Raw genomic sequence first — 19,272 nt, forward strand, 5'->3', positions numbered from 1 at the left:
CAGGTCTCAACCATCACACTTGGAATGACCGCAGCTTCGGCAGGTCATGCATCCTTCAATCATAACCATTTCGAATTGTCCGCAAGACGGGCAGGCCTTGCCGCGCGGTGCGTCCATGTTGACGACTTGCGCCTGAGGGTCGGCCTTCAGACCCATTCCCTCGCCTTCCAGGAAACCGATATTGATCAGGTGCTGTTCGATCACTCCGCCGATGGCCGCCAGAATGGATGGGATGTACTTGCCCTTGACCCAGGCCCCGCCACGTGGGTCGAACACGGCTTTCAATTCCTCTACCACGAAAGACACGTCGCCGCCCCGACGGAATACGGCCGAGATCATTCGGGTCAGCGCCAGCGTCCACGCGTAATGCTCCATGTTCTTTGAGTTGATAAACACTTCGAACGGGCGACGACGGCCTCCGATGACGATGTCATTGATCGTCAGGTAAATAGCATGCTCGCTGTCTGGCCATTTCAGCTTATAGGTTGAACCCTCCAGCGATTGCGGGCGGTCCAGCGGTTCGGACATGTAAACAACCTCGCCACCGTCCACCTCGTGCGGCGCGGCGGGATTTTCACCCGGTGCCGCGTCGGCGCTTTCTGATACAGTCAGAACCGATCCGGTCACGTCGTTGGGGCGATAGGTCGTGCAGCCTTTGCATCCCTGATCCCAGGCCTGCATGTAGACGTCCTTAAAAGCGTCAAAGCTGATATCCTCGGGGCAGTTGATCGTCTTTGAGATCGAGCTGTCGATCCATTTCTGCGCGGCGGCCTGCATCTTGACGTGATCGGACGGGGACAATGTTTGCGCGTTGACGAAAAATTCGGGCAACTCCTTTTCGCCGAACTTGTCGCGCCACATCTGCACGGCGTAGTCCACCACCTCTTCCTCGGTGCGCGATCCATCCTTCTGCAACACTTTACGGGTGTAGGCATAGGCAAAGACAGGCTCGATCCCCGAAGATACGTTCCCGGCATAGAGCGAAATGGTGCCTGTCGGCGCAATCGAAGTCAGCAGCGCGTTGCGGATGCCATGCTCGCGGATGGCGTCGCGTACATCCTCATCCATCTTCTGCATCGTGCCGCTGGCCAGATATTTCTCGGCATCGAACAGGGGGAACGCCCCCTTTTCCTTCGCCAAGTCGACCGACGCCAGATATGCGGCGCGGGCGATTGCGTGCAACCAGCGCTCGGTCTGGCGCGCCGCCTCGTCCGAGCCATAGCGCAGGCCCAACATCAGCAGCGCATCGGCCAGCCCCGTCACACCCAGCCCAATACGGCGCTTGGCCTGCGCTTCGGCAGCTTGTTCCGGCAGCGGGAATTTCGAGGCATCCACCACGTTGTCCATCATTCGAACAGACGTGGAGACCAGATTCTGCAGCGCGTCCTCGTCCAGATGCGCCGTGTCCTCGAACGGTTCCGCCACCAGCCGGGCGAGGTTGATCGAGCCCAGCAGGCACGCGCCGTAGGGCGGCAGAGGCTGCTCGCCACAGGGGTTGGTCGCCGCGATGGTTTCGGCGTAGCTGAGGTTGTTGGCCTGGTTGATCCGGTCAATGAAGATCACGCCCGGCTCGGCGTAATCATAGGTGGCCTGCATGATCTTGTTCCATAGATCGCGGGCCTGAACGGTGTGATAGACCTTGTCGCCGAACACCAACTCCCACGATCCGCCGGCCTTGACAGCCTCCATGAAGGGATCGGTCACCAGAACCGACATGTTGAACATGCGCAAACGGGCCGGGTCGGACTTCGCGGTTATGAACTGTTCGATATCCGGGTGATCGCAACGCATGGTCGCCATCATCGCCCCCCGGCGCGAGCCTGCAGACATGATCGTCCGGCACATCGCATCCCACACGTCCATGAACGACAGTGGGCCCGAAGCATCTGCGGCAACACCATGCACATCCGCGCCACGGGGGCGGATGGTTGAGAAATCGTAACCGATCCCCCCACCCTGCTGCATGGTCAGCGCGGCCTCTTTCAGCATGTCGAAGATGCCGCCCATACTATCGGGCACGGTACCCATGACGAAACAGTTGAACAGCGTCACCTGACGCGCGGTGCCAGCACCGGCTGTGATGCGGCCCGCAGGCAGGTATTTGAAATCTTCCAGCGCCTCGTAAAATTGCTGCTCCCAGTGGCCCTGGTCCTTTTCGACCTTTGCCAGATCGCGTGCGATGCGGCGCCACGAATCCTCAACCGTCTGGTCGATGGGTGTACCATCCGCCTGCTTGAAGCGGTATTTCATATCCCAGATCTGCTCGGCAATGGGGGCGGCAAAGCGGCTCATTGGTGATTCCCTGTCTTGAAAGAGGTATCCAGACTATCCCAACTCACACCTTCACCACAACACCTTGATGACAACGTACAGCGAGCTACAATATAAAGATGAGCCTCGGGACGACTCTGTGGGAAAGCTGTGGATAAGTACGTAAACCTGATAAAACTCTCGGTCGGATCGGAAAGCGTCGACACGCTTATGGAGTGGCAGGACAGCCGCAAGCCGCTCTATCAGGACGGCTGTCCGCGCCATGTCACCCGCATGTGGCCCAAGCGCGAGGTCGAGATTCTGAACGGCGGATCAATCTATTGGGTGATCAAGGGCACGATCCAATGCCGTCAGCGCATCCTGCGGCTGGATGAGGTGATCGGAGATGACGGCATTCGCCGCTGCGCAATCGTGCTGGACCCCGAGGTTCACCGCACCCAGACCGCGTTGAAACGCCCGTTTCAGGGCTGGCGCTATCTGAAACCAGAAGATACGCCCGCCGACCTGCCCAAAACCCGCGCGCAGGACGACGCATTGCCCGACGATCTGAACCGCGCACTGGCAGAAATCGGCGTGCTTTAACGCAGGCGATCCAGCAAGTCGGTCAGAACAGCCTTTTCCCCGGCATCGCATTTCGCCACCCGGCTGCGCCACAGCGTCGCCTGCGATTGCAGGATCAGCCCGTCCGACAGGATTTTCAGATGGTTGGCCCGCAGGGTCTCGCCGGTTGAGGTGATATCGGCAATCGCTTCGGCGGTCTCGTTCTTCACCGTACCTTCAGTCGCGCCCTGACTGTCGACCAACGTATAGTCGGCGACACCCGCGTCGGTCAGGAACTCGCGAACCAGACGGTGGTACTTGGTGGCGATCCGCAGCCGGTGACCGTGAGTTTTGCGGAACGCGGCCGCAGCGGCATCCAGATCGTCCAACGTGTCTACATCCACCCAGCAGGCGGGGGTGGCGATGATCAGGTCCGCCTTGCCAAAGCCCAGTTGCGACACCTCTTCCACCTGCTGCTCCCATCGCGGCAGTTTTTCCTGCACCAGATCGATACCGGTGACGCCCAGATGGATACGGCCAGCTGCCAGTTCCCGCGGGATTTCCCCCGCCGACAGCAGGATCAATCGGACACCGTCGATCCCCTCGACCTTGCCCGCGTACTCCCGATCCGACCCGCTGCGCGACAGGGTGATGCCGCGCTTTTCAAACCACGAGAAGGTCTTCTCCATCAACCGGCCCTTCGAGGGCACGCCCAGTTTCAGGCTCATTGCGCGTCCTCCTCGACTTCCAGCATCAGGTCGGGGCGGATGACGCCCCCAACAGCCGGGATTTCTGCACCGTTGCCCAACTGCCGCGTCAGTGCGTCATAGCGCCCTCCGGTGGCAATGGGTGGCAGGTCCGGGCGGCCTTCGGCATAAAACCCAAAGACGAACCCGTCGTAATACTCCATCGAGGTGCGCCCATAGGCAGCCTCGAAATCCAGCCGCTCGACATCGACGCCACGAGCCTGCAACGCCGCGATGCGCGCTTCGAGCCGGTCCAGCGCCGGTGTGATCTGCGGCAGGTCCACTGCCACATCGCGCAGTTGTTCCAACGCAAACGGCATAGTCTCGCGCACGTTCAGCAGCGTTTCCAGCCCGGCCAGTTCATTATCGGAGATCGGTGGTGTATCGCGATCTTCGCGCAAGGCTTCGATCCGCGCCTCAATCTCGGAGGCGCGGCGCTTGCCGATCATTGGGATGTCGTTGTTAAGCGGGTTTTCCACGTCCAACAGGGTGTCTCGCCCCTCCGGACCGGGCTTTCGCCCGGCGAAACGATCCAGCAGAACCCGGAACCGGCGCGGACGCCATAGATGCCGCATCAACGCGGCCTTGCGGCGGTCGGTCGTGCGCAGACCTCGAACGGCCGCCGTCAGGATGCCGATATCCCCGGTTGCCGCACGCAGCGACAATCCCCGCAGTTGCAACGCAAACAGCGAGAAAACCTCGGCATCAGCACCCGATGGGTCGTCACGGTCAAAAACCTCATAGCCGACCTGAATGTATTCGTTGGACCGATCGGGGTCGTGCTCCTGTCGCCGGAATACCTCACCGGAATAGGTATAGCGCGCAGGTTCGGCCCCTTCGGTCATATGCATCTGCACAACGGGCAACGTGAAATCCGGGCGCAGCATCTGCTCACCCCTCAGCGCGTCCGAGGTCACGTAAGCGCGCGCGCGGATATCCTCGCCGTAAAGGTCCAGCAACGTTTCTGCCGGTTGCAGCAGAGGCGTATCGACGATCTGAGCGCCCGCGGCCTCAAAACGCACCCGCATCATCGCGGCGCGGGCCTGTATCTGGGAACGATTGGGCATAGCTCAGTCCTGATTGTCCAGAATTTCGCGCACCTTGTCGACCAGATCGCCACGCGACACTTCGAACTGGCTGGGGCGTTCTTTCCATTCCTCCAGCGTGGCGCTTTCGGCAATCTTCGCACCCAGGATCAGATCCTTGATCTGGACAATGCCGTTGGCCTTTTCGTCACCGCCTTCGATCACCGCAATCGGAGAGTTCCGCTTGTCCGCATATTTCAGCTGATTGCCAAAGTTCTTGGGGTTGCCCAAGTAGACCTCAGCCCGGATACCGGCATTGCGCAGCTCAGCCACCATCGCCTGATAGTCGGCCATACGGTCGCGGTCCATCACTGTGACAACTACGGGGCCTGTCGCCTGCGCGGCGATCCGGCCCTTTTCGCGCAGCGCGGCCAGCAAACGATCAACACCGATGGAGATGCCAGTCGCGGGAACCTCTTGCCCGGTGAAGCGCTTGACCAGATCGTCATAACGCCCACCACCCGAGACCGATCCGAACTGCCGCTTGCGGCCTTTCTCGTCGAAAATCTCAAAGGTCAGTTCGGCCTCATAAACCGGCCCAGTGTAGTAGCCCAGACCGCGCACGACCGAGGGGTCAATCTCGATCCGATCCGCGCCATAGCCGCCCGCATCCAGCAGCGCGTCAATCTGTTCCAGCTCGGCAATCCCGTCCGCACCGATCTTGCTGTCACCCACGGCGGCGCGCAGGTTCGCCAGCGTTCCGGCGGTATCCGCAGCTTTCGAGGTCAGGAACGCGATCACCGGCTCGGCCTGATCCTCGCTCAGGCCTACGCCATCAATGAACGCGCCTGAGGCATCCAGGCGGCCCTTGGTCAGAAGCTCACGCACACCGGCCTCACCCACCTTGTCGAACTTGTCGATGGTGCGCAGGACGTTGTCGCGGGCGGCGGCGTCTTCGCCCAGACCCATCGCCTCGAGCACGCCGTTCAGAACCTTCCGGTTGTTGACCCGGACCAGATAGTCGCCGCGCGGAATGCCCACGGTTTCCAGCGTATCCGACAGCATCGCACAGATCTCGGCATCGGCGGCCATCGAAGCTGTGCCAACCGTATCCGCATCGCACTGATAGAACTGCCGATACCGCCCCGGCCCCGGCTTTTCGTTGCGCCAGACCGGCCCCATCGCATAACGACGATAAGGCGTCGGCAGATCGTTGCGGTGCTGCGCGTAGACGCGGGCCAAAGGCGCGGTCAGGTCATAGCGCAGAGCCATCCAATCGCCATTGCCGCCTTCGTCGAATTCCTGCCACGCAAAGACGCCTTCGTTCGGGCGGTCCACGTCGGGCAGAAACTTGCCCAGCGCCTCGACAGTCTCGACCGCGCTGCTCTCCAAGGCATCGAACCCGTACCGATGATACACGCCTGCAATCGTCCGCAGCATCTCGGTGCGCTGCGTGACTTCCTCGCCGAAATAGTCACGGAACCCTTTCGGCGTTACGGCCTTGGGGCGGGGCTGTTTCTTGGGCTTGGCCATGTGGGGCGTCCTTGGGCGAATAGTGTTCCGCGCGCGGTCTATCCCATGGCCTGCATCGGGGCAAGGCGCGCTTTCGCTGGTCATACGGTCAAAGCGCCGCTATGACCGGCCTGTAAGGAGATCCCAATGCAGCATCTGGAAGAACAGATCGCCCATCTGACCCGCACGGTCGAAGAACTGAACACGGTCGTCACCCGCCAGCAGGGCGAGATCGACCGCCTGACCCGCCGGGTTGAGATGCTGTTGCAGCGCGAGGCCGAACGGGCGCAGGAAGGGTCCGGCGGGGTTGTGTTCGGCGACGAACGCCCGCCGCATTACTGAGACATTACAACCCCAGCGTCGATTTCACCGCATTGTCCACGACGCCACCCAACAAAGCGTTTTCGTCCCCGGAACAACCTTCTTTCAGCGCAGCCAGAAAAGTCTCGCGCAGAGCGGCTTTGTCCTCGTCGGAACTGGCATGAGCTTCGATATCGACCTGACGGTTGTAAAGCGACAAGGCGGTCATCTTGCCGACCACGTCCAGAATGTATTCGTCATTCCCATCGGCCTCTTCGATAACCGACGTGCATGTGTGATACATCAACGGCAGCGCCTGTTGCATCATCTGTTCGGCTTCCTCATCGGCCTGGGCCAATCCGGGTGCCATGACCGTCGCGGCCAGAGCGATTCCTTTCAACGCATTGAAACGCATCTTGCGACCTCCCCCGCTCACTTAGTATTTGCGCCGATCAGCGCACCAGCGACCGCACCAGCAGCGGCGCCTTTGCCGTCACCAACCAAGGCACCGACACCGGCTCCGATCACGGCACCTTTGATCGCTCTTTCTTTCTTCTTGTCGTCCGCCAACGCGACAGACGCCGATACCAAAGCCAGCGACGCAGTCGCGCCAAATACTATTTTTCTTAAATCGAGACCTGAAATCGCCATATCAACGCCCTCCCGTGGCATGACCAAGAACATCTCTATGCGGTCAGCCTAGCGGGGTGCCAAACGTCTGGCAACAAAGGGCTCAAATCTCTTCGACGGACAGGATGCCCTCCAGGGATTTGATCGCGCCCTTGATCTGCGGGTTGATCGGAAACTCACGCCCCAGATCCATTTCCACATCTCCCGGCAGGCTCGGGTCCAACAACAGCAGTTGGATCGGCCCCCGGGCGGCCCCTTTGGCGGCGACTGCGGCATCCTCAAGGACCTTGGCGACCGTCGGCAATGCCTGCGCTTCGTCGACAAAGATGCGCAGACCGGTTGCCCCGGCCTCGGCCACGACTGTATCGGCGGGCCGGACCGAACTGCATAGCAGCTTGAGTTGATCTGTCTCCATTTCGGCCTTTGCGGTCAGAACCACCTGCGCGCCGGACTCTAGGAACTCACGTGATTTTTCTAGTACTTCCGAAAACAACGTGACCTCATACGCGCCTGACGGGTCGGAAAGTTGGGCAAACGCAAAGCGATTGCCCCGTGCTGATTTCCGTTCCTGCCGCCCCGCCACGACGCCCGCCATCTCAGCAAAGAACGGACCCGAACGCGCCTTTTCCGTTACCTCATCTAGGGTCATCACCTTTTTACGTTTCAGCGCGGGCATGTAATCGTCCAGCGGATGGCCTGAAAGGTAGAAGCCAATCGCCTTGAACTCCTCACTCAAACGTTCAGCAGGCAGCCAGTCCGGGGTCGGCGAAAGACGTGGTTCCGGCAAGTCGTCACCCGCTTCGCCGAACAACGAGACCTGATTGGAGTTCTTCTGATCGTGGATCGCCGCCGAGTATTGCACCAGCGGATCGAGGCTTTCGAAAACACGACGGCGGTTCTTGTCGAGTTGGTCAAACGCCCCGGCCCGGGCCAGCATCTCCAGCGGACGCTTGCCAACCTTTTTCAGATCAACGCGCCGGGCAAAATCGAACAGGTTCACGAACGGTTTTTCTGCGCGCCCCTCGACCAAAAGGTTCATCGCCTCAACACCGACGTTCTTGAGAGCGCCTAGCGCGTACACCAAATGGCCTTCGACCACATCGAATGTCGCCAAAGAGCGATTCACGCAAGGCGGCACATAGGGCAGTTCCAGCCCCTTGCGAACCTCTTCGAAGTAAACCGCCAGCTTGTCGGTCAGATGGATATCGCAGTTCATGACACCAGCCATGAACTCAACCGGGTGGTTCGCTTTCAGCCAGCCGGTCTGATAGCTGACAACCGCATAGGCCGCCGCGTGGGATTTGTTGAAGCCGTAGTTGGCGAATTTGTCCAGTAGGTTCCAGACCTCGGTCGCCTTGGCCTCGTCCACGTCGTTCTCGGCAGCCCCTTTTAGGAATTTGGGCCGCTCGGCGTCCATCGCCTCTTGAATCTTCTTACCCATCGCGCGGCGCAGCAAGTCTGCACCGCCCAGGCTGTAGCCCGCCATTTCCTGCGCGATCTGCATTACCTGTTCCTGATAGACGATGATGCCCTGGGTCTCGTCCAGGATATGGTCGATGGACGGGTGCAGGGTGTCCCGTTCGCTGAGTTTGTTCTTGACCTCGCAGAACTTGGGAATGTTCTCCATCGGGCCGGGACGATAGAGCGCGACGAGGGCGATGATATCCTCGATGCAGTCCGGCTTCATCCGCTTGAGCGCATCCATCATGCCCGAGCTTTCAACCTGGAACACCGCTACCGTCTTGGCCGCCGAATAGAGCTTGTACGTTGCCTCATCATCCAACGGGATGGCATTGATCTCGTTCACCGCACCCTCGGCGGGTTCATAAAGCTCAGTGCCATCGGGTGCGATGTGAAGATCACGTCCGGACTTGAAGATCAGATCCATCGCGTTCTGGATCACGGTCAGGGTTTTCAGGCCCAGAAAGTCGAATTTGACCAACCCCGCCTGTTCCACCCATTTCATGTTGAACTGGGTCGCCGGCATATCCGAACGCGGGTCCTGATAAATCGGCACCAGTGCGTCCAGAGGTCGATCGCCAATCACCACACCCGCCGCGTGGGTCGAGGCGTTGCGCAACAACCCTTCGACCTGCTGACCGTAGGTGAGCAGGCGCTCCACCACCTCTTCGTTGCGGGCCTCTTCGCGCAAGCGGGGTTCGTCTTTCAGTGCCTTTTCGATGGAGACGGGTTTCACACCCTCAACCGGGATCATCTTGGAAAGGCGGTCAACCTGACCGTAAGGCATCTGCAGAACCCGACCGATGTCACGAACAGCGGCCTTCGACAGCAACGCACCGAAAGTGATGATCTGCCCTACCTTGTCGCGCCCGTATTTCTCTTGCACGTAGCGGATCACCTCTTCACGGCGATCCATGCAGAAGTCGATATCGAAGTCGGGCATCGAGACCCGCTCGGGGTTCAGGAAGCGTTCGAACAGCAACGAGTAGCGCAGAGGGTCAAGGTCAGTAATCGTCAGCGCATAGGCCACCAGCGAGCCCGCGCCCGAGCCCCGCCCCGGCCCCACCGGAATGTCGTGATCCTTGGCCCATTGGATAAAGTCGGCAACGATCAGGAAGTAGCCGGGGAACCCCATGCCTTCGATGATGCCCAGCTCGAAGTCCAGCCGCTCCTGGTATTCCTCGGTCGTCACCGCGTGCGGGATTACAGCAAGACGTTTCTGTAGGCCCTCGTTGGCGATGCGGCGCAGTTCGGCGACTTCGTCATCTGCGAATTTCGGCAGGATCGGATCGCGGCGATAGGCCATGAAGGCGCAGCGTCTGGCGATCTCGACCGTGTTCTCAATGGCTTCGGGTAGGTCAGCGAACAGGGTCACCATTTCCTGCTGCGACTTGAAGTAGTGCTGCGCGGTCAGGCGTCGGCGACCGTCCTGCTGGTCGACATAAGCGCCCTCGGCAATACAGATCAGCGCGTCATGCGCCTCATACATATCCGAGGTCGGGAAATAAACATCGTTGGTGGCGACCAGCGGCAGGTTCTTGGCATAGGCCATCTCGACATGGCCGCGCTCGGTCAGGCGTTCAGCCTCGGGCTGGCCGTCTTCGCCGGGATGGCGCTGTAGTTCGATATACAAGCGGTCCGGGAACATCGAAGCCAGCCGATCCACCAAAGCCTCGGCTGCCGGGCGCTGCCCCTGCTGTAACAGGCGGCCCACTGGCCCGTCCGGTCCGCCGGACAGGCAAATCAAACCGTCCGATCGTTCCGCCAGTTCCTCCAACGTGATCTGCGGCAACTGCCCGCCCTTGTCCACGTACAGGCACGAGCTGAGCTTCATCAGGTTCTCGTACCCAACCTCGGACTGTGCCAGCAGAACCAAAGGCGCGGGCGCTTTGGGCTTTTCCCCCGGCTGTGCCTGCACATAGGTCAGATCGACCTGACAGCCCATGATCGGCTGCACTCCTGAGCTGCTGGCGGTAACGGAAAACTCCAAGGCCGAGAACATCGAATTGGTGTCGGTAACAGCGACAGCGGGCATCTCCATCTTCTCACACAGACCGGGCAGCTTTTTCAGCCGCACGGCGCCTTCCAGCAAGGAATATTCGGTGTGAACGCGGAGATGAATGAATCGAGGAGTACTGCTCATGACCGCTACGCTATCTCAGTCGGGCATGGTTCAAAAGCAGGAACCTTGGCCGTCAAATGCCAAAAAGATAAGGATTGATTATTCGGATTTTTTGGAAGGTGCTTCGGACATCAGACCGAGCCAAGAGACAAAAGCCTTTTAATTTCAACTTATTGGCCGTTAAACGGATATCTCAATCAAACACCATTGGCACCCATTGGTGTATCAAATAGGCAGTTTTTCTTGCCAGACAACCTATGCACTTTCTAACATCTGACGGCAAGCTATTCGCCCGCCACTCTTTCTACGTCGCATCGAAGGAGGGCACCGAAGGGCGCAACCGGGTAAGGCGACGGGTTTCTCGAATGAACATCACGTTTCTTCTGAACGGAGAGACAGTGGAACTGGCGGATGTCGATCCGACAGCAACTCTGCTGGACTGGCTGCGCGAGGATCGCGGCCTGACCGGCACCAAGGAAGGCTGCAACGAAGGCGATTGCGGCGCCTGCACCGTCATGGTCACGGATGAAGGCGGCCACAAGGCGCTGAATTCCTGCATCCTGTTCCTGCCGCAATTGCACGGCAAGGCGGTCCGCACCGTTGAGGGCGCGGCTGGTCCGAATGGCGAAGCGCACCCGATTCAGCAGGCAATGGTAGACCTGCACGGCTCGCAATGCGGCTTCTGCACCCCCGGTTTCGTGATGTCGATGGTCGCCAGCCACGCCAATGGCGCGAAGGATCACGATACGCAGCTTGCGGGCAATCTGTGCCGGTGTACCGGGTACGCTCCGATCATCCGCGCCGCCGAGGCTGTAGAAGACGTGCCTGTTCCGGTCTGGGTCAAGGACAAGCCAGCCGCCGCATCCACCGCGTCGCCTATGTTGCCCGGCTCGTCCGACGAGTTGGCGGCCGTCTATGCCGAAAACCCCGACGCCACTCTGGTCGCTGGTGCCACCGATGTCGGGCTTTGGGTCACAAAGCAATTGCGCGATCTGGACCCGGTGATCTTCCTGAATCGTTGCGACGATCTGAAGGGCATCACGATCACTGACGATGAAATCCGTTTCGGCGCCATGGTCGACATGAACCGAATGGGCGAGGCGTTGGCCGATCTGCACCCTTCTTACGCCGAGATGATCCGCCGCTATGCCAGCGTTCAGGTGCGTCATGCGGCGACCGTCGGCGGCAATATCGCCAATGGCTCGCCCATCGGGGACAACCCGCCTGCTCTGATCGCTCTGGGCGCGACGCTGCATCTGCGCAAAGGCGATGCGCGCCGGTCTATCCCGTTGGAGAAGTTCTTCCTCGACTATGGCAAACAGGACCGCGCACCCGGCGAATTCGTCGAGGCAGTCGGCTTTACCCGTCAGGAGGATCGGCTGAAGGTCTACAAGCTCAGCAAACGGTTCGATCAGGATATCTCGGCCGTGTGCGGATGTTTCAACATCACCGTCTCAGACGGCACTGTCGCTGAGGCCCGCATCGCATTCGGCGGCATGGCCGGTATTCCGAAACGGGCTGCGAATGTCGAGGCCGCTCTGACCGGCAAGCCATGGGCGCGCGCGACTGTTCAATCCGCACTGCCAGCCTTTACCGCTGATTTTACCCCGATGACGGATATGCGCGCCTCTGCCGCTTACCGGTTGGAAACCGCCAAGGCGATGCTTGAGAGGTACTTCCTAGAGGATCAGGGCGAACTGACCAACGTTTTGCAGGTGTCGGCATGAGCGTGACCAAGCCCCTGCCCCATGACGCGGCCCCTCTGCATGTTTCGGGGACTGCCCGGTATGTCGACGACATCCCGACGCCCAAGGGATCACTGCACTTGGCCTTCGGTCTCAGCGCGATTGCCAAGGGCAAGATCGCGGCGATGGACCTGTCTGCGGTGAAATCCGCCAAAGGCGTTGTCATGGTGATGACCGCCGAAGACCTGCCCTTCGCCAATGATGTCTCGCCGTCGATCCATGATGAGCCGCTGCTGTCGGACGGAAAGATTCACTATATCGGCCAGCCGGTGTTTCTGGTGATTGCCACCAGCCATCTGGCGGCGCGCAAAGCTGCCCGTCTGGGCAGGATCGATTATGCCGAAGAGACGCCGATCCTGACTGTTGAAGAGGCGCTGGCCGCCGACAGCCGGTTCGAGGACGGCCCGCGTATCTATGCAAAAGGCGATGCTGAGGCAGCTATTGCGCAGTCCGCTCACGTAATCGAAGGCGGTTTCGAGCTTGGCGGGCAGGAGCATTTCTATCTGGAAGGTCAGGCCGCGCTGGCGGTGCCGAATGAAGGCGCGGACATGCTGGTGCACAGCTCGACCCAGCACCCGACCGAGATTCAGCACAAGGTGGCGGACGCCTTGGGCGTTCCGATGCACGCCGTCCGTGTTGAAACCCGCCGTATGGGCGGAGGTTTTGGCGGCAAGGAAAGTCAGGGCAACGCTCTGGCCGTATCCTGCGCTGTCGCAGCACGTGCAACGGGCAAGGCCTGCAAGATGCGCTATGACCGCGACGATGACATGATCATCACCGGCAAGCGCCATGCCTTCCGCATCTCCTACAAGGCCGGGTTCGACGAGAACGGACACATTCAGGGCGTGTCCTTCCTGCACCATGCCATCTGTGGCTGGGCGCAGGATCTGTCCCTGCCCGTTGCCGACCGCGCGATGCTGCATTCGGACAACGCCTATCTGCTGCCCAATGCGCGGATCGAAAGCCACCGGTTGAAGACCAACACCCAATCCGCCACCGCCTATCGCGGCTTTGGCGGCCCGCAGGGAATGGTCGGGATCGAACGGGTGATGGACCACGCCGCGTATGAGCTGGGGATGGACCCGGTCGAGCTGCGCCACCGGAACTATTACGAACCGGCTCATGCGGTTGCAGACCCTGTGCCTACGGAAAAGCCTCTGGGCCACCCCGATCCGCATGAAGACCTGACCAGCCGTGGCGCGGTCGAGATGGGCGACGCACCCGTGCGCCCTCTGCCCGCAGGTGGCAACACCACGCCCTACGGGATGGAAGTCAGCGATTTCGAACTGCATGGCATGACCGAGGCACTGTTGAAATCTAGCGACTATACCGCGCGCAAGGCCGCCATCGGGAAATGGAATGCAGAGAACAGCGTGATCAAGAAAGGCATCGCCTTCTCTCCGGTCAAGTTTGGCATCTCATTCACGTTGACCCACCTCAATCAGGCCGGCGCGCTGGTGCATGTGTATCAGGACGGCTCGGTCCACCTGAACCACGGCGGCACCGAGATGGGTCAGGGTCTGTTTCAGAAGGTGGCGCAGGTCGCCGCCTCACGCTTTGGCATCCCACTGGAAATGGTGAAGATCACTGCCACCGACACGGCCAAGGTGCCAAACACTTCAGCCACGGCGGCATCTTCGGGCAGTGACCTGAACGGCATGGCGGTGAAAGCCGCCTGCGACACGATCCGCGACCGGATGGCCGATTATCTGGCCGAACGGCATCAGGCCGATCCGTCGACAGTGACGTTCTCGGACGGTCATGTTTCGGTCGGCGAGGAGCGCTATACATTCGCGCAGGCCGCCGCGATGGTCTATCAGGGCCGCGTCAGCCTGTCGGCGACAGGGTTCTACAAAACCCCCAAGATCGAATGGGACCGGATCAAGGGCCGGGGGCGTCCGTTCTACTATTTCGCCTATGGTGCGGCGATCACCGAGGTCGCTGTAGATACGCTGACCGGTGAGAACCGCATCCTGCGCACCGATATCCTGCATGACGCAGGCGCATCGCTGAACCCGGCGCTGGATATCGGACAGGTCGAAGGCGCCTATGTTCAGGGCGCAGGCTGGCTGACCACGGAAGAGCTGGTCTGGGACGGCAAGGGCAACCTGCGCACGCATGCGCCCTCGACCTACAAGATCCCGGCCTGTTCCGACCGGCCCGACATCTTCAACGTCGCGCTTTGGACCGGCGAAAACCGCGAAGACACCATCTATCGCTCGAAAGCGGTAGGGGAGCCGCCTTTTATGCTGGGTATCTCGGCCTGGCTGGCGCTGTCGAATGCGGTGGCGGCCTGCGGCGACAGCTATCCAGCATTGGATGCCCCGGCTACGGCAGAAGAAGTCTGGCGCGGCGTTCAAAGGGTGAAGGGAGGAACCTGATGGGATTTGATCGGGAGGCTTTGAGGGAGGCGGTCAATTCCCACGGCACTGTGGTCCGGGTCGTTATCGCCGGCATCAAAGGGTCGTCACCCCGCGAGGTCGGTGCAGCAATGCTTGTTTGGGAGGACGGGCAGTCGGGCACCATCGGTGGCGGCACGCTGGAGTTTCAGGCGACCGAGGCAGCACGGTCTCAGACCGCTCCGTCCCGTCTGACGCAACACGCGCTTGGCCCCGACATGGGCCAATGCTGCGGCGGCGCGGTGACCTTGTTGAGCGAGGTCTATGATGCGGAAACCGTGAACGCGCTGGGCGACACCGTCATCGCGCGCGCGGCTTCGGGCGGCGAGATGCCGTTTTCCGTCAAGCGCCTGCTGGCGGCGGCCCGTGGACAGGGCATAGCGCCCGAACCTCAGCTAATTGACGGCTGGATGGTCGAACCGGTGCATAAACCGGCGCGGAATCTGTGGATCTGGGGTGCGGGCCATGTGGGCCGGGCTCTGGTCGATGTTCTGTCACCGCTGCCCGATCTGGCCATTACCTGGGTCGATACCGGGCCGGACCGATTTCCCGGCGTAGTACCGAATGGCGTGACCGTCGTACCAGCCACCAAACCGGCCGAACTGGTTCGCCATGCGCCCCGCGATGCTGAACACTTGGTACTGACATATTCGCACAATCTAGACCTGGAACTGTGCAACCGACTGCTTTCGCACGATTTCCACTTTGCGGGGTTGATCGGTTCGGCTACGAAATGGGCGCGATTCCGGTCGCGGCTGGCTGCCCTGGGGCATACGCCCGAACGGATCAGCCGGATCACCTGTCCGATTGGCGATCCGGCTTTGGGCAAGCACCCGCACATGATCGCAGTTGGTGTCGCGGCGCAAATCCTGCGCCCCGCCCGGCAGAACACATTGAAGAAGGACCTGAGCGCGTGACCACTCCTTTACTGAGCCTGCAAGGGCTGACCAAAGCCTATCCTGGCGTCGTGGCCAATGATCAAGTGTCCTTTGACATCGGAGAAGGCGAAGTTCACGCTCTACTGGGCGAAAACGGTGCAGGTAAATCCACGCTCGTCAAAATGATCTACGGGTTGGTGAAGCCGGACAGCGGCACCATGCTGTTGCGCGGCCAACCTTTTGCACCTGCCGAACCTCGCGCGGCGCGGGCTGACGGGATCGCGATGGTGTTCCAGCATTTTTCGCTGTTCGACGCGCTGAACGTGGCCGAGAATATCGCCCTAGGCATGGAAAACCCGCCGCCCATGGGCGATCTGGCCTCGCGCATTCGGGAAGTATCCGAGACCTACGGTCTGCCGCTGGACCCTTACCGCACGGTCGGTGACCTTTCCGCGGGTGAACGTCAGCGGGTCGAAATCATTCGCTGCCTGCTGCAGGACCCCAAACTGCTTATCATGGACGAACCGACCTCGGTTCTGACACCGCAAGAGGTCGAAATCCTGTTCGAGACGCTGAACAAGCTGCGCTCTGAAGGCACCTCGATCCTTTATATCTCTCACAAGCTGGAAGAGATTCGCACCTTGTGCGACCACGCCACGATCCTGCGGCTGGGCAAGAATGTGGGCGAGTGCGTCCCTTCCGAAACCTCAGCCCGCGATATGGCCGAGATGATGGTGGGATCAACCCTGCAAACGCCGGAACGCGCAGGCCGTGAATTCGGCGAGGTCGCGCTGGATGTCAGTGGGTTGTCCGTGCCGTCGCCGTCAGAATTCGGTACTGCGCTGCGCAATGTTCACATGGCGGTACGTAAGGGTGAAGTGCTGGGCATCGGCGGCGTCGCCGGGAACGGGCAGGATGAATTGCTGGGCGTTTTGTCCGGTGAAATCCCGACACCAGCCGATGCGATCAAATTCAACGGCCAGCCAATTGGCAAACTGGGGCCGACCGCCCGCCGCAAGCTGGGCGTGCTGACCGCCCCCGAAGAACGGCTGGGCCATGCGGCGGCCCCGGATATGAGCCTGACCGAAAACGCCCTGCTGACCGGATCGGTCCGCGAGGGACTGGAAAGCAACGGGTTCCTGAAATGGAACGAAACCAAAGGCTTTGCGGAAAAGATCATCGAAGCCTTCGACGTGCGCACGCCGGGACCTGAAAACGCGGCGCGATCATTGTCGGGCGGCAATCTGCAGAAATTCGTGATCGGACGCGAGGTCTTGCAGAACCCGGATGTGCTGGTGGTTAACCAGCCGACATGGGGAGTTGATGCGGCTGCTGCGGCCTCGATCCGTCAGGCCATTCTGGATCTGGCCGCCAAAGGGACTGCGGTCATCTGCATCAGCCAGGACCTGGACGAATTGATGGAAATCTCGGACAGCTTCGCCGCCCTCAACGAAGGACGGCTCAGCGCACCGCGCACCACAACTGGCCTGACTGTAGATGAGATCGGCCTGATGATGGGCGGCGCGCACGGGATGGAGGTGGCGCATGTGTGAGCCGGCATGCCGCCTTCGGCGAGAGTATTTACAAAAAGATGAAGACTTTGGGGGGATGTGCAGATGATAGTGTTGGAGAAACGACCTCAGCCGTCAAAGGCGTGGTCCTACGCAACGCCGTTGGTGGCGGTGCTGGCCACCATGATCTTTGGCGGTCTGCTCTTTGCCATATTGGGCAAGAACCCGGTGCAGGCCATCGGCACCATTTTCTGGGAGCCGCTGTTTGGCGAATTCTCGTTTTACTATCGACCCCAATTGCTGGTGAAAGGTGCCCCGTTGGTGCTGATCGCCATTGGCTTGTCGCTAGGGTTTCGCGCGGGCATCTGGAACATCGGCGCCGAGGGCCAATACATCATGGGGGCCATCTTCGGCGCAGGGGCGGGTCTGGCCTTCTATCCGCTGGATGCTTGGTACGTCTTTCCGATCATGGTGATTGCAGGCGCGTTCGGCGGCTGGCTGTGGGCGATGATCCCGGCTTTTCTGAAGGTACGATTTGGCACCAATGAAATTCTCGTCTCACTGATGCTGGTCTATGTGGCCGAACAGATGCTGGCCTCGGTCTCGCTGGGCCTGTTGAAGAACCCCGAAGGGTTCGGCTTTCCCGGCTCGCGAAACCTGCAGTCCTATGAAAGCGCACACAACGCCGAACTGATTGCCGGATCGGGCATGCATTGGGGTGTCGTCACCGCCCTGATCGCGGTGATCTTCGCCTATGTCCTGCTGAACCGCCACATGCTGGGCTTTCACATCCGCCTGACCGGTGAAGCCCCGCGCGCGGCGAAGTTCGCAGGCGTGAACCCGGCCCGGCTGATCCTGTTCTGTCTGGGCCTGGCCGGGGCACTGGCCGGACTGGCCGGCATGTTCGAGATTTCGGGCCCTGCCGGTGTCGTCAGCATCGACTTCAACGTGGGCTACGGCTTTACCGCGATCATCGTTGCCTTTCTGGGCCGCCTGCATCCGGTGGGTATCCTGCTGGCTGGTGGCCTGATGGCGCTGACCTATATCGGCGGCGAAATCGCGCAATCCCAGATGGGCCTGCCTGCCGCTGCCATTCAGGTGTTCCAGGGGATGCTTCTGTTCTTCCTTCTGGCCTTCGATCTTCTGACCAACTACCGCATCCGTGCGGCCCGTAGCGAGGTGGCGTGAACCATGGACCTAGGTGAAATCAATCCCGTACTTCTGATTGCCTCGCTAATGGTAGCCGCAACGCCTCTGCTGTTGGCCGCAATCGGTGAACTGGTCGTCGAAAAGGCAGGCGTTCTGAACCTTGGCGTTGAAGGCATGATGATCGTCGGCGCGATCAGCGGCTTTGCAATCTCGGTCGAGACCGGTTCACCCTGGCTGGGCTTCGTCGCAGCAGCCGTTGGAGGTGCACTGTTGTCATTGCTTTTTGTACTATTGACGCAAGTCGCACTGGCTAATCAGGTTGCCAGTGGTCTTGCGCTAACCCTATTTGGCCTTGGGTTCAGTGCACTTATGGGACAAGGGTATGTTGGGATAACACCACCCGACGTGGCAGATCTGCATATCCCTGTGGTCAGCGATATACCGGTAATCGGTCCAATCTTTTTTCAGCATGATCTGATCCTATATGTCGGTATCGCTCTGACTGCAGGGGTCTGGTACGTTCTAAAATTTACGCGTGCCGGATTGGTCTTGCGCGCAGTCGGCGAAAATCACGACGCGGCGCACGCACTGGGTTACAAGGTCATCAGAATTCGCATTCTGGCGATCCTGTTCGGTGGGGCCTGTGCCGGGCTAGGTGGCGCCTATATCAGTCTGATCCGCGTGCCCCAATGGACCGATGGAATGACGGCTGGCGTTGGCTGGATTGCCCTGGCACTGGTGGTGTTTGCCAGTTGGAAACCGTGGCGCGTTCTGTTGGGTGCCTATTTGTTCGGCGGCATCACTGTCTTGCAACTGAATTTACAGGCGGCAGGCGTTGCCATTCCCGTCGAGTATCTGGCAATGTCGCCTTATCTCATCACGATCCTTGTGCTTGTGATCCTTTCGGCCGACAAGAGCAGCGCACCTGCCTCACTGGGCCGAATTTTCCATGCTTCGCATTAGACGAGGCCAAATCTACCAAC

The 19,272-nt window shown here is 60.3% G+C and carries 16 protein-coding genes; 9 read left to right on the top strand and 7 right to left on the bottom strand.

Annotation, left to right across the window (positions count from 1 at the left end; genetic code table 11):
* Positions 1–6: 6 nt before the first annotated feature.
* Positions 7–2,292: an adenosylcobalamin-dependent ribonucleoside-diphosphate reductase gene (locus tag ACR0LF_RS14630; protein WP_480581369.1), complete on the bottom strand. Its 2,286-nt coding sequence runs from the start codon at positions 2,290–2,292 to the stop codon at positions 7–9.
* A gap of 129 nt (positions 2,293–2,421) precedes the next feature.
* Between ACR0LF_RS14630 and ACR0LF_RS14635 the strand changes: the two genes are divergently transcribed.
* A complete protein-coding gene (locus tag ACR0LF_RS14635; protein WP_480581367.1) occupies positions 2,422–2,853 on the top strand; it encodes a DUF1489 family protein in 432 nt (143 codons plus the stop codon).
* On the opposite strand, the gene hisG is transcribed toward ACR0LF_RS14635, so the two are convergent.
* Genes hisG through hisS form a run of 3 tightly spaced genes read right to left on the bottom strand, consistent with a single transcriptional unit; the run spans position 2,850 to position 6,115 of the window.
* Positions 2,850–3,539, bottom strand: coding sequence for an ATP phosphoribosyltransferase (gene hisG, locus ACR0LF_RS14640; protein ID WP_480581365.1), 690 nt, complete (start codon positions 3,537–3,539; stop codon positions 2,850–2,852). The two genes, ACR0LF_RS14635 and hisG, sit on opposite strands and share 4 nt — an antisense overlap.
* Entirely contained in the window at positions 3,536–4,624 is a 1,089-nt protein-coding gene (locus ACR0LF_RS14645) for an ATP phosphoribosyltransferase regulatory subunit (RefSeq protein ID WP_480581363.1), read from the bottom strand. Before ACR0LF_RS14645 ends, hisG begins: the two co-directional genes overlap by 4 nt.
* A 3-nt stretch (positions 4,625–4,627) precedes the next feature.
* Positions 4,628–6,115, bottom strand: a complete 1,488-nt coding sequence (gene hisS, locus ACR0LF_RS14650; protein WP_480581361.1) for a histidine--tRNA ligase — start codon at positions 6,113–6,115, stop codon at positions 4,628–4,630.
* Between the two features lie 126 nt (positions 6,116–6,241).
* Here hisS and ACR0LF_RS14655 point away from each other — a divergent pair, with 126 nt between their 5' ends.
* On the top strand, positions 6,242–6,436 hold the full coding sequence (locus ACR0LF_RS14655; protein ID WP_170573549.1) for a SlyX family protein: 195 nt from the start codon (positions 6,242–6,244) through the stop codon (positions 6,434–6,436).
* A gap of 4 nt (positions 6,437–6,440) precedes the next feature.
* On the opposite strand, the gene ACR0LF_RS14660 is transcribed toward ACR0LF_RS14655, so the two are convergent.
* The 3 genes from ACR0LF_RS14660 to dnaE all read right to left on the bottom strand — a co-directional run bounded on the left by ACR0LF_RS14660 (position 6,441) and on the right by dnaE (position 10,628).
* Positions 6,441–6,809 carry a hypothetical protein gene (locus tag ACR0LF_RS14660; RefSeq protein WP_480581359.1) on the bottom strand — a complete coding sequence of 123 codons (369 nt, stop codon included), beginning with the start codon at positions 6,807–6,809 and terminating at the stop codon, positions 6,441–6,443.
* 17 nt (positions 6,810–6,826) lie between these two features.
* Complete coding sequence (locus ACR0LF_RS14665; protein ID WP_480581357.1) at positions 6,827–7,045, bottom strand: YMGG-like glycine zipper-containing protein; 219 nt, start codon at positions 7,043–7,045, stop codon at positions 6,827–6,829.
* 82 nt (positions 7,046–7,127) lie between these two features.
* Positions 7,128–10,628 carry a DNA polymerase III subunit alpha gene (dnaE, locus tag ACR0LF_RS14670; protein WP_480581355.1) on the bottom strand — a complete coding sequence of 1,167 codons (3,501 nt, stop codon included), beginning with the start codon at positions 10,626–10,628 and terminating at the stop codon, positions 7,128–7,130.
* On the opposite strand from dnaE, the gene ACR0LF_RS14675 reads away from it, so the two are divergent.
* The 7 genes from ACR0LF_RS14675 to ACR0LF_RS14705 all read left to right on the top strand — a co-directional run bounded on the left by ACR0LF_RS14675 (position 10,627) and on the right by ACR0LF_RS14705 (position 19,252).
* Positions 10,627–10,770, top strand: a complete 144-nt coding sequence (locus tag ACR0LF_RS14675) for a hypothetical protein (protein ID WP_480581354.1) — start codon at positions 10,627–10,629, stop codon at positions 10,768–10,770. The two genes, dnaE and ACR0LF_RS14675, sit on opposite strands and share 2 nt — an antisense overlap.
* 202 nt (positions 10,771–10,972) lie before the next feature.
* Entirely contained in the window at positions 10,973–12,334 is a 1,362-nt protein-coding gene (gene xdhA, locus ACR0LF_RS14680) for a xanthine dehydrogenase small subunit (RefSeq protein WP_480581412.1), read from the top strand.
* Positions 12,331–14,733: a xanthine dehydrogenase molybdopterin binding subunit gene (gene xdhB, locus ACR0LF_RS14685; RefSeq protein WP_480581352.1), complete on the top strand. Its 2,403-nt coding sequence runs from the start codon at positions 12,331–12,333 to the stop codon at positions 14,731–14,733. Before xdhA ends, xdhB begins: the two co-directional genes overlap by 4 nt.
* The gene (gene xdhC / locus ACR0LF_RS14690; RefSeq protein WP_480581350.1) at positions 14,733–15,668 is read left to right on the top strand and encodes a xanthine dehydrogenase accessory protein XdhC; all 936 of its coding nucleotides are present in this window, start codon (positions 14,733–14,735) and stop codon (positions 15,666–15,668) included. Before xdhB ends, xdhC begins: the two co-directional genes overlap by 1 nt.
* The gene (locus tag ACR0LF_RS14695; RefSeq protein WP_480581348.1) at positions 15,665–17,182 is read left to right on the top strand and encodes an ABC transporter ATP-binding protein; all 1,518 of its coding nucleotides are present in this window, start codon (positions 15,665–15,667) and stop codon (positions 17,180–17,182) included. The genes xdhC and ACR0LF_RS14695 overlap by 4 nt, the downstream gene beginning before the upstream one ends.
* Before the next feature lie 63 nt (positions 17,183–17,245).
* Positions 17,246–18,328, top strand: coding sequence for an ABC transporter permease (locus ACR0LF_RS14700; RefSeq protein WP_480581346.1), 1,083 nt, complete (start codon positions 17,246–17,248; stop codon positions 18,326–18,328).
* Between the two features lie 3 nt (positions 18,329–18,331).
* A complete protein-coding gene (locus ACR0LF_RS14705) occupies positions 18,332–19,252 on the top strand; it encodes an ABC transporter permease (RefSeq protein ID WP_480581344.1) in 921 nt (306 codons plus the stop codon).
* Positions 19,253–19,272: the final 20 nt, after the last annotated feature.

The organism is Ruegeria sp. E8, from assembly GCF_056533985.1.

What these genes read in the sequence shown, in the direction of transcription:
- ACR0LF_RS14660 (WP_480581359.1), bottom strand. Translation starts at nt 6,809, where the DNA reads ATGCGTTTCAATGCGTTGAAAGGAATCGCTCTGGCCGCGACGGTCATG.
- ACR0LF_RS14645 (WP_480581363.1), bottom strand. Translation starts at nt 4,624, where the DNA reads ATGCCCAATCGTTCCCAGATACAGGCCCGCGCCGCGATGATGCGGGTG.
- ACR0LF_RS14675 (WP_480581354.1), top strand. Translation starts at nt 10,627, where the DNA reads ATGACCGCTACGCTATCTCAGTCGGGCATGGTTCAAAAGCAGGAACCT.
- ACR0LF_RS14700 (WP_480581346.1), top strand. Translation starts at nt 17,246, where the DNA reads ATGATAGTGTTGGAGAAACGACCTCAGCCGTCAAAGGCGTGGTCCTAC.
- ACR0LF_RS14665 (WP_480581357.1), bottom strand. Translation starts at nt 7,045, where the DNA reads ATGGCGATTTCAGGTCTCGATTTAAGAAAAATAGTATTTGGCGCGACT.
- xdhC (WP_480581350.1), top strand. Translation starts at nt 14,733, where the DNA reads ATGGGATTTGATCGGGAGGCTTTGAGGGAGGCGGTCAATTCCCACGGC.
- dnaE (WP_480581355.1), bottom strand. Translation starts at nt 10,628, where the DNA reads ATGAGCAGTACTCCTCGATTCATTCATCTCCGCGTTCACACCGAATAT.
- ACR0LF_RS14705 (WP_480581344.1), top strand. Translation starts at nt 18,332, where the DNA reads ATGGACCTAGGTGAAATCAATCCCGTACTTCTGATTGCCTCGCTAATG.
- ACR0LF_RS14655 (WP_170573549.1), top strand. Translation starts at nt 6,242, where the DNA reads ATGCAGCATCTGGAAGAACAGATCGCCCATCTGACCCGCACGGTCGAA.
- xdhB (WP_480581352.1), top strand. Translation starts at nt 12,331, where the DNA reads ATGAGCGTGACCAAGCCCCTGCCCCATGACGCGGCCCCTCTGCATGTT.
- hisG (WP_480581365.1), bottom strand. Translation starts at nt 3,539, where the DNA reads ATGAGCCTGAAACTGGGCGTGCCCTCGAAGGGCCGGTTGATGGAGAAG.
- hisS (WP_480581361.1), bottom strand. Translation starts at nt 6,115, where the DNA reads ATGGCCAAGCCCAAGAAACAGCCCCGCCCCAAGGCCGTAACGCCGAAA.
- ACR0LF_RS14630 (WP_480581369.1), bottom strand. Translation starts at nt 2,292, where the DNA reads ATGAGCCGCTTTGCCGCCCCCATTGCCGAGCAGATCTGGGATATGAAA.
- xdhA (WP_480581412.1), top strand. Translation starts at nt 10,973, where the DNA reads ATGAACATCACGTTTCTTCTGAACGGAGAGACAGTGGAACTGGCGGAT.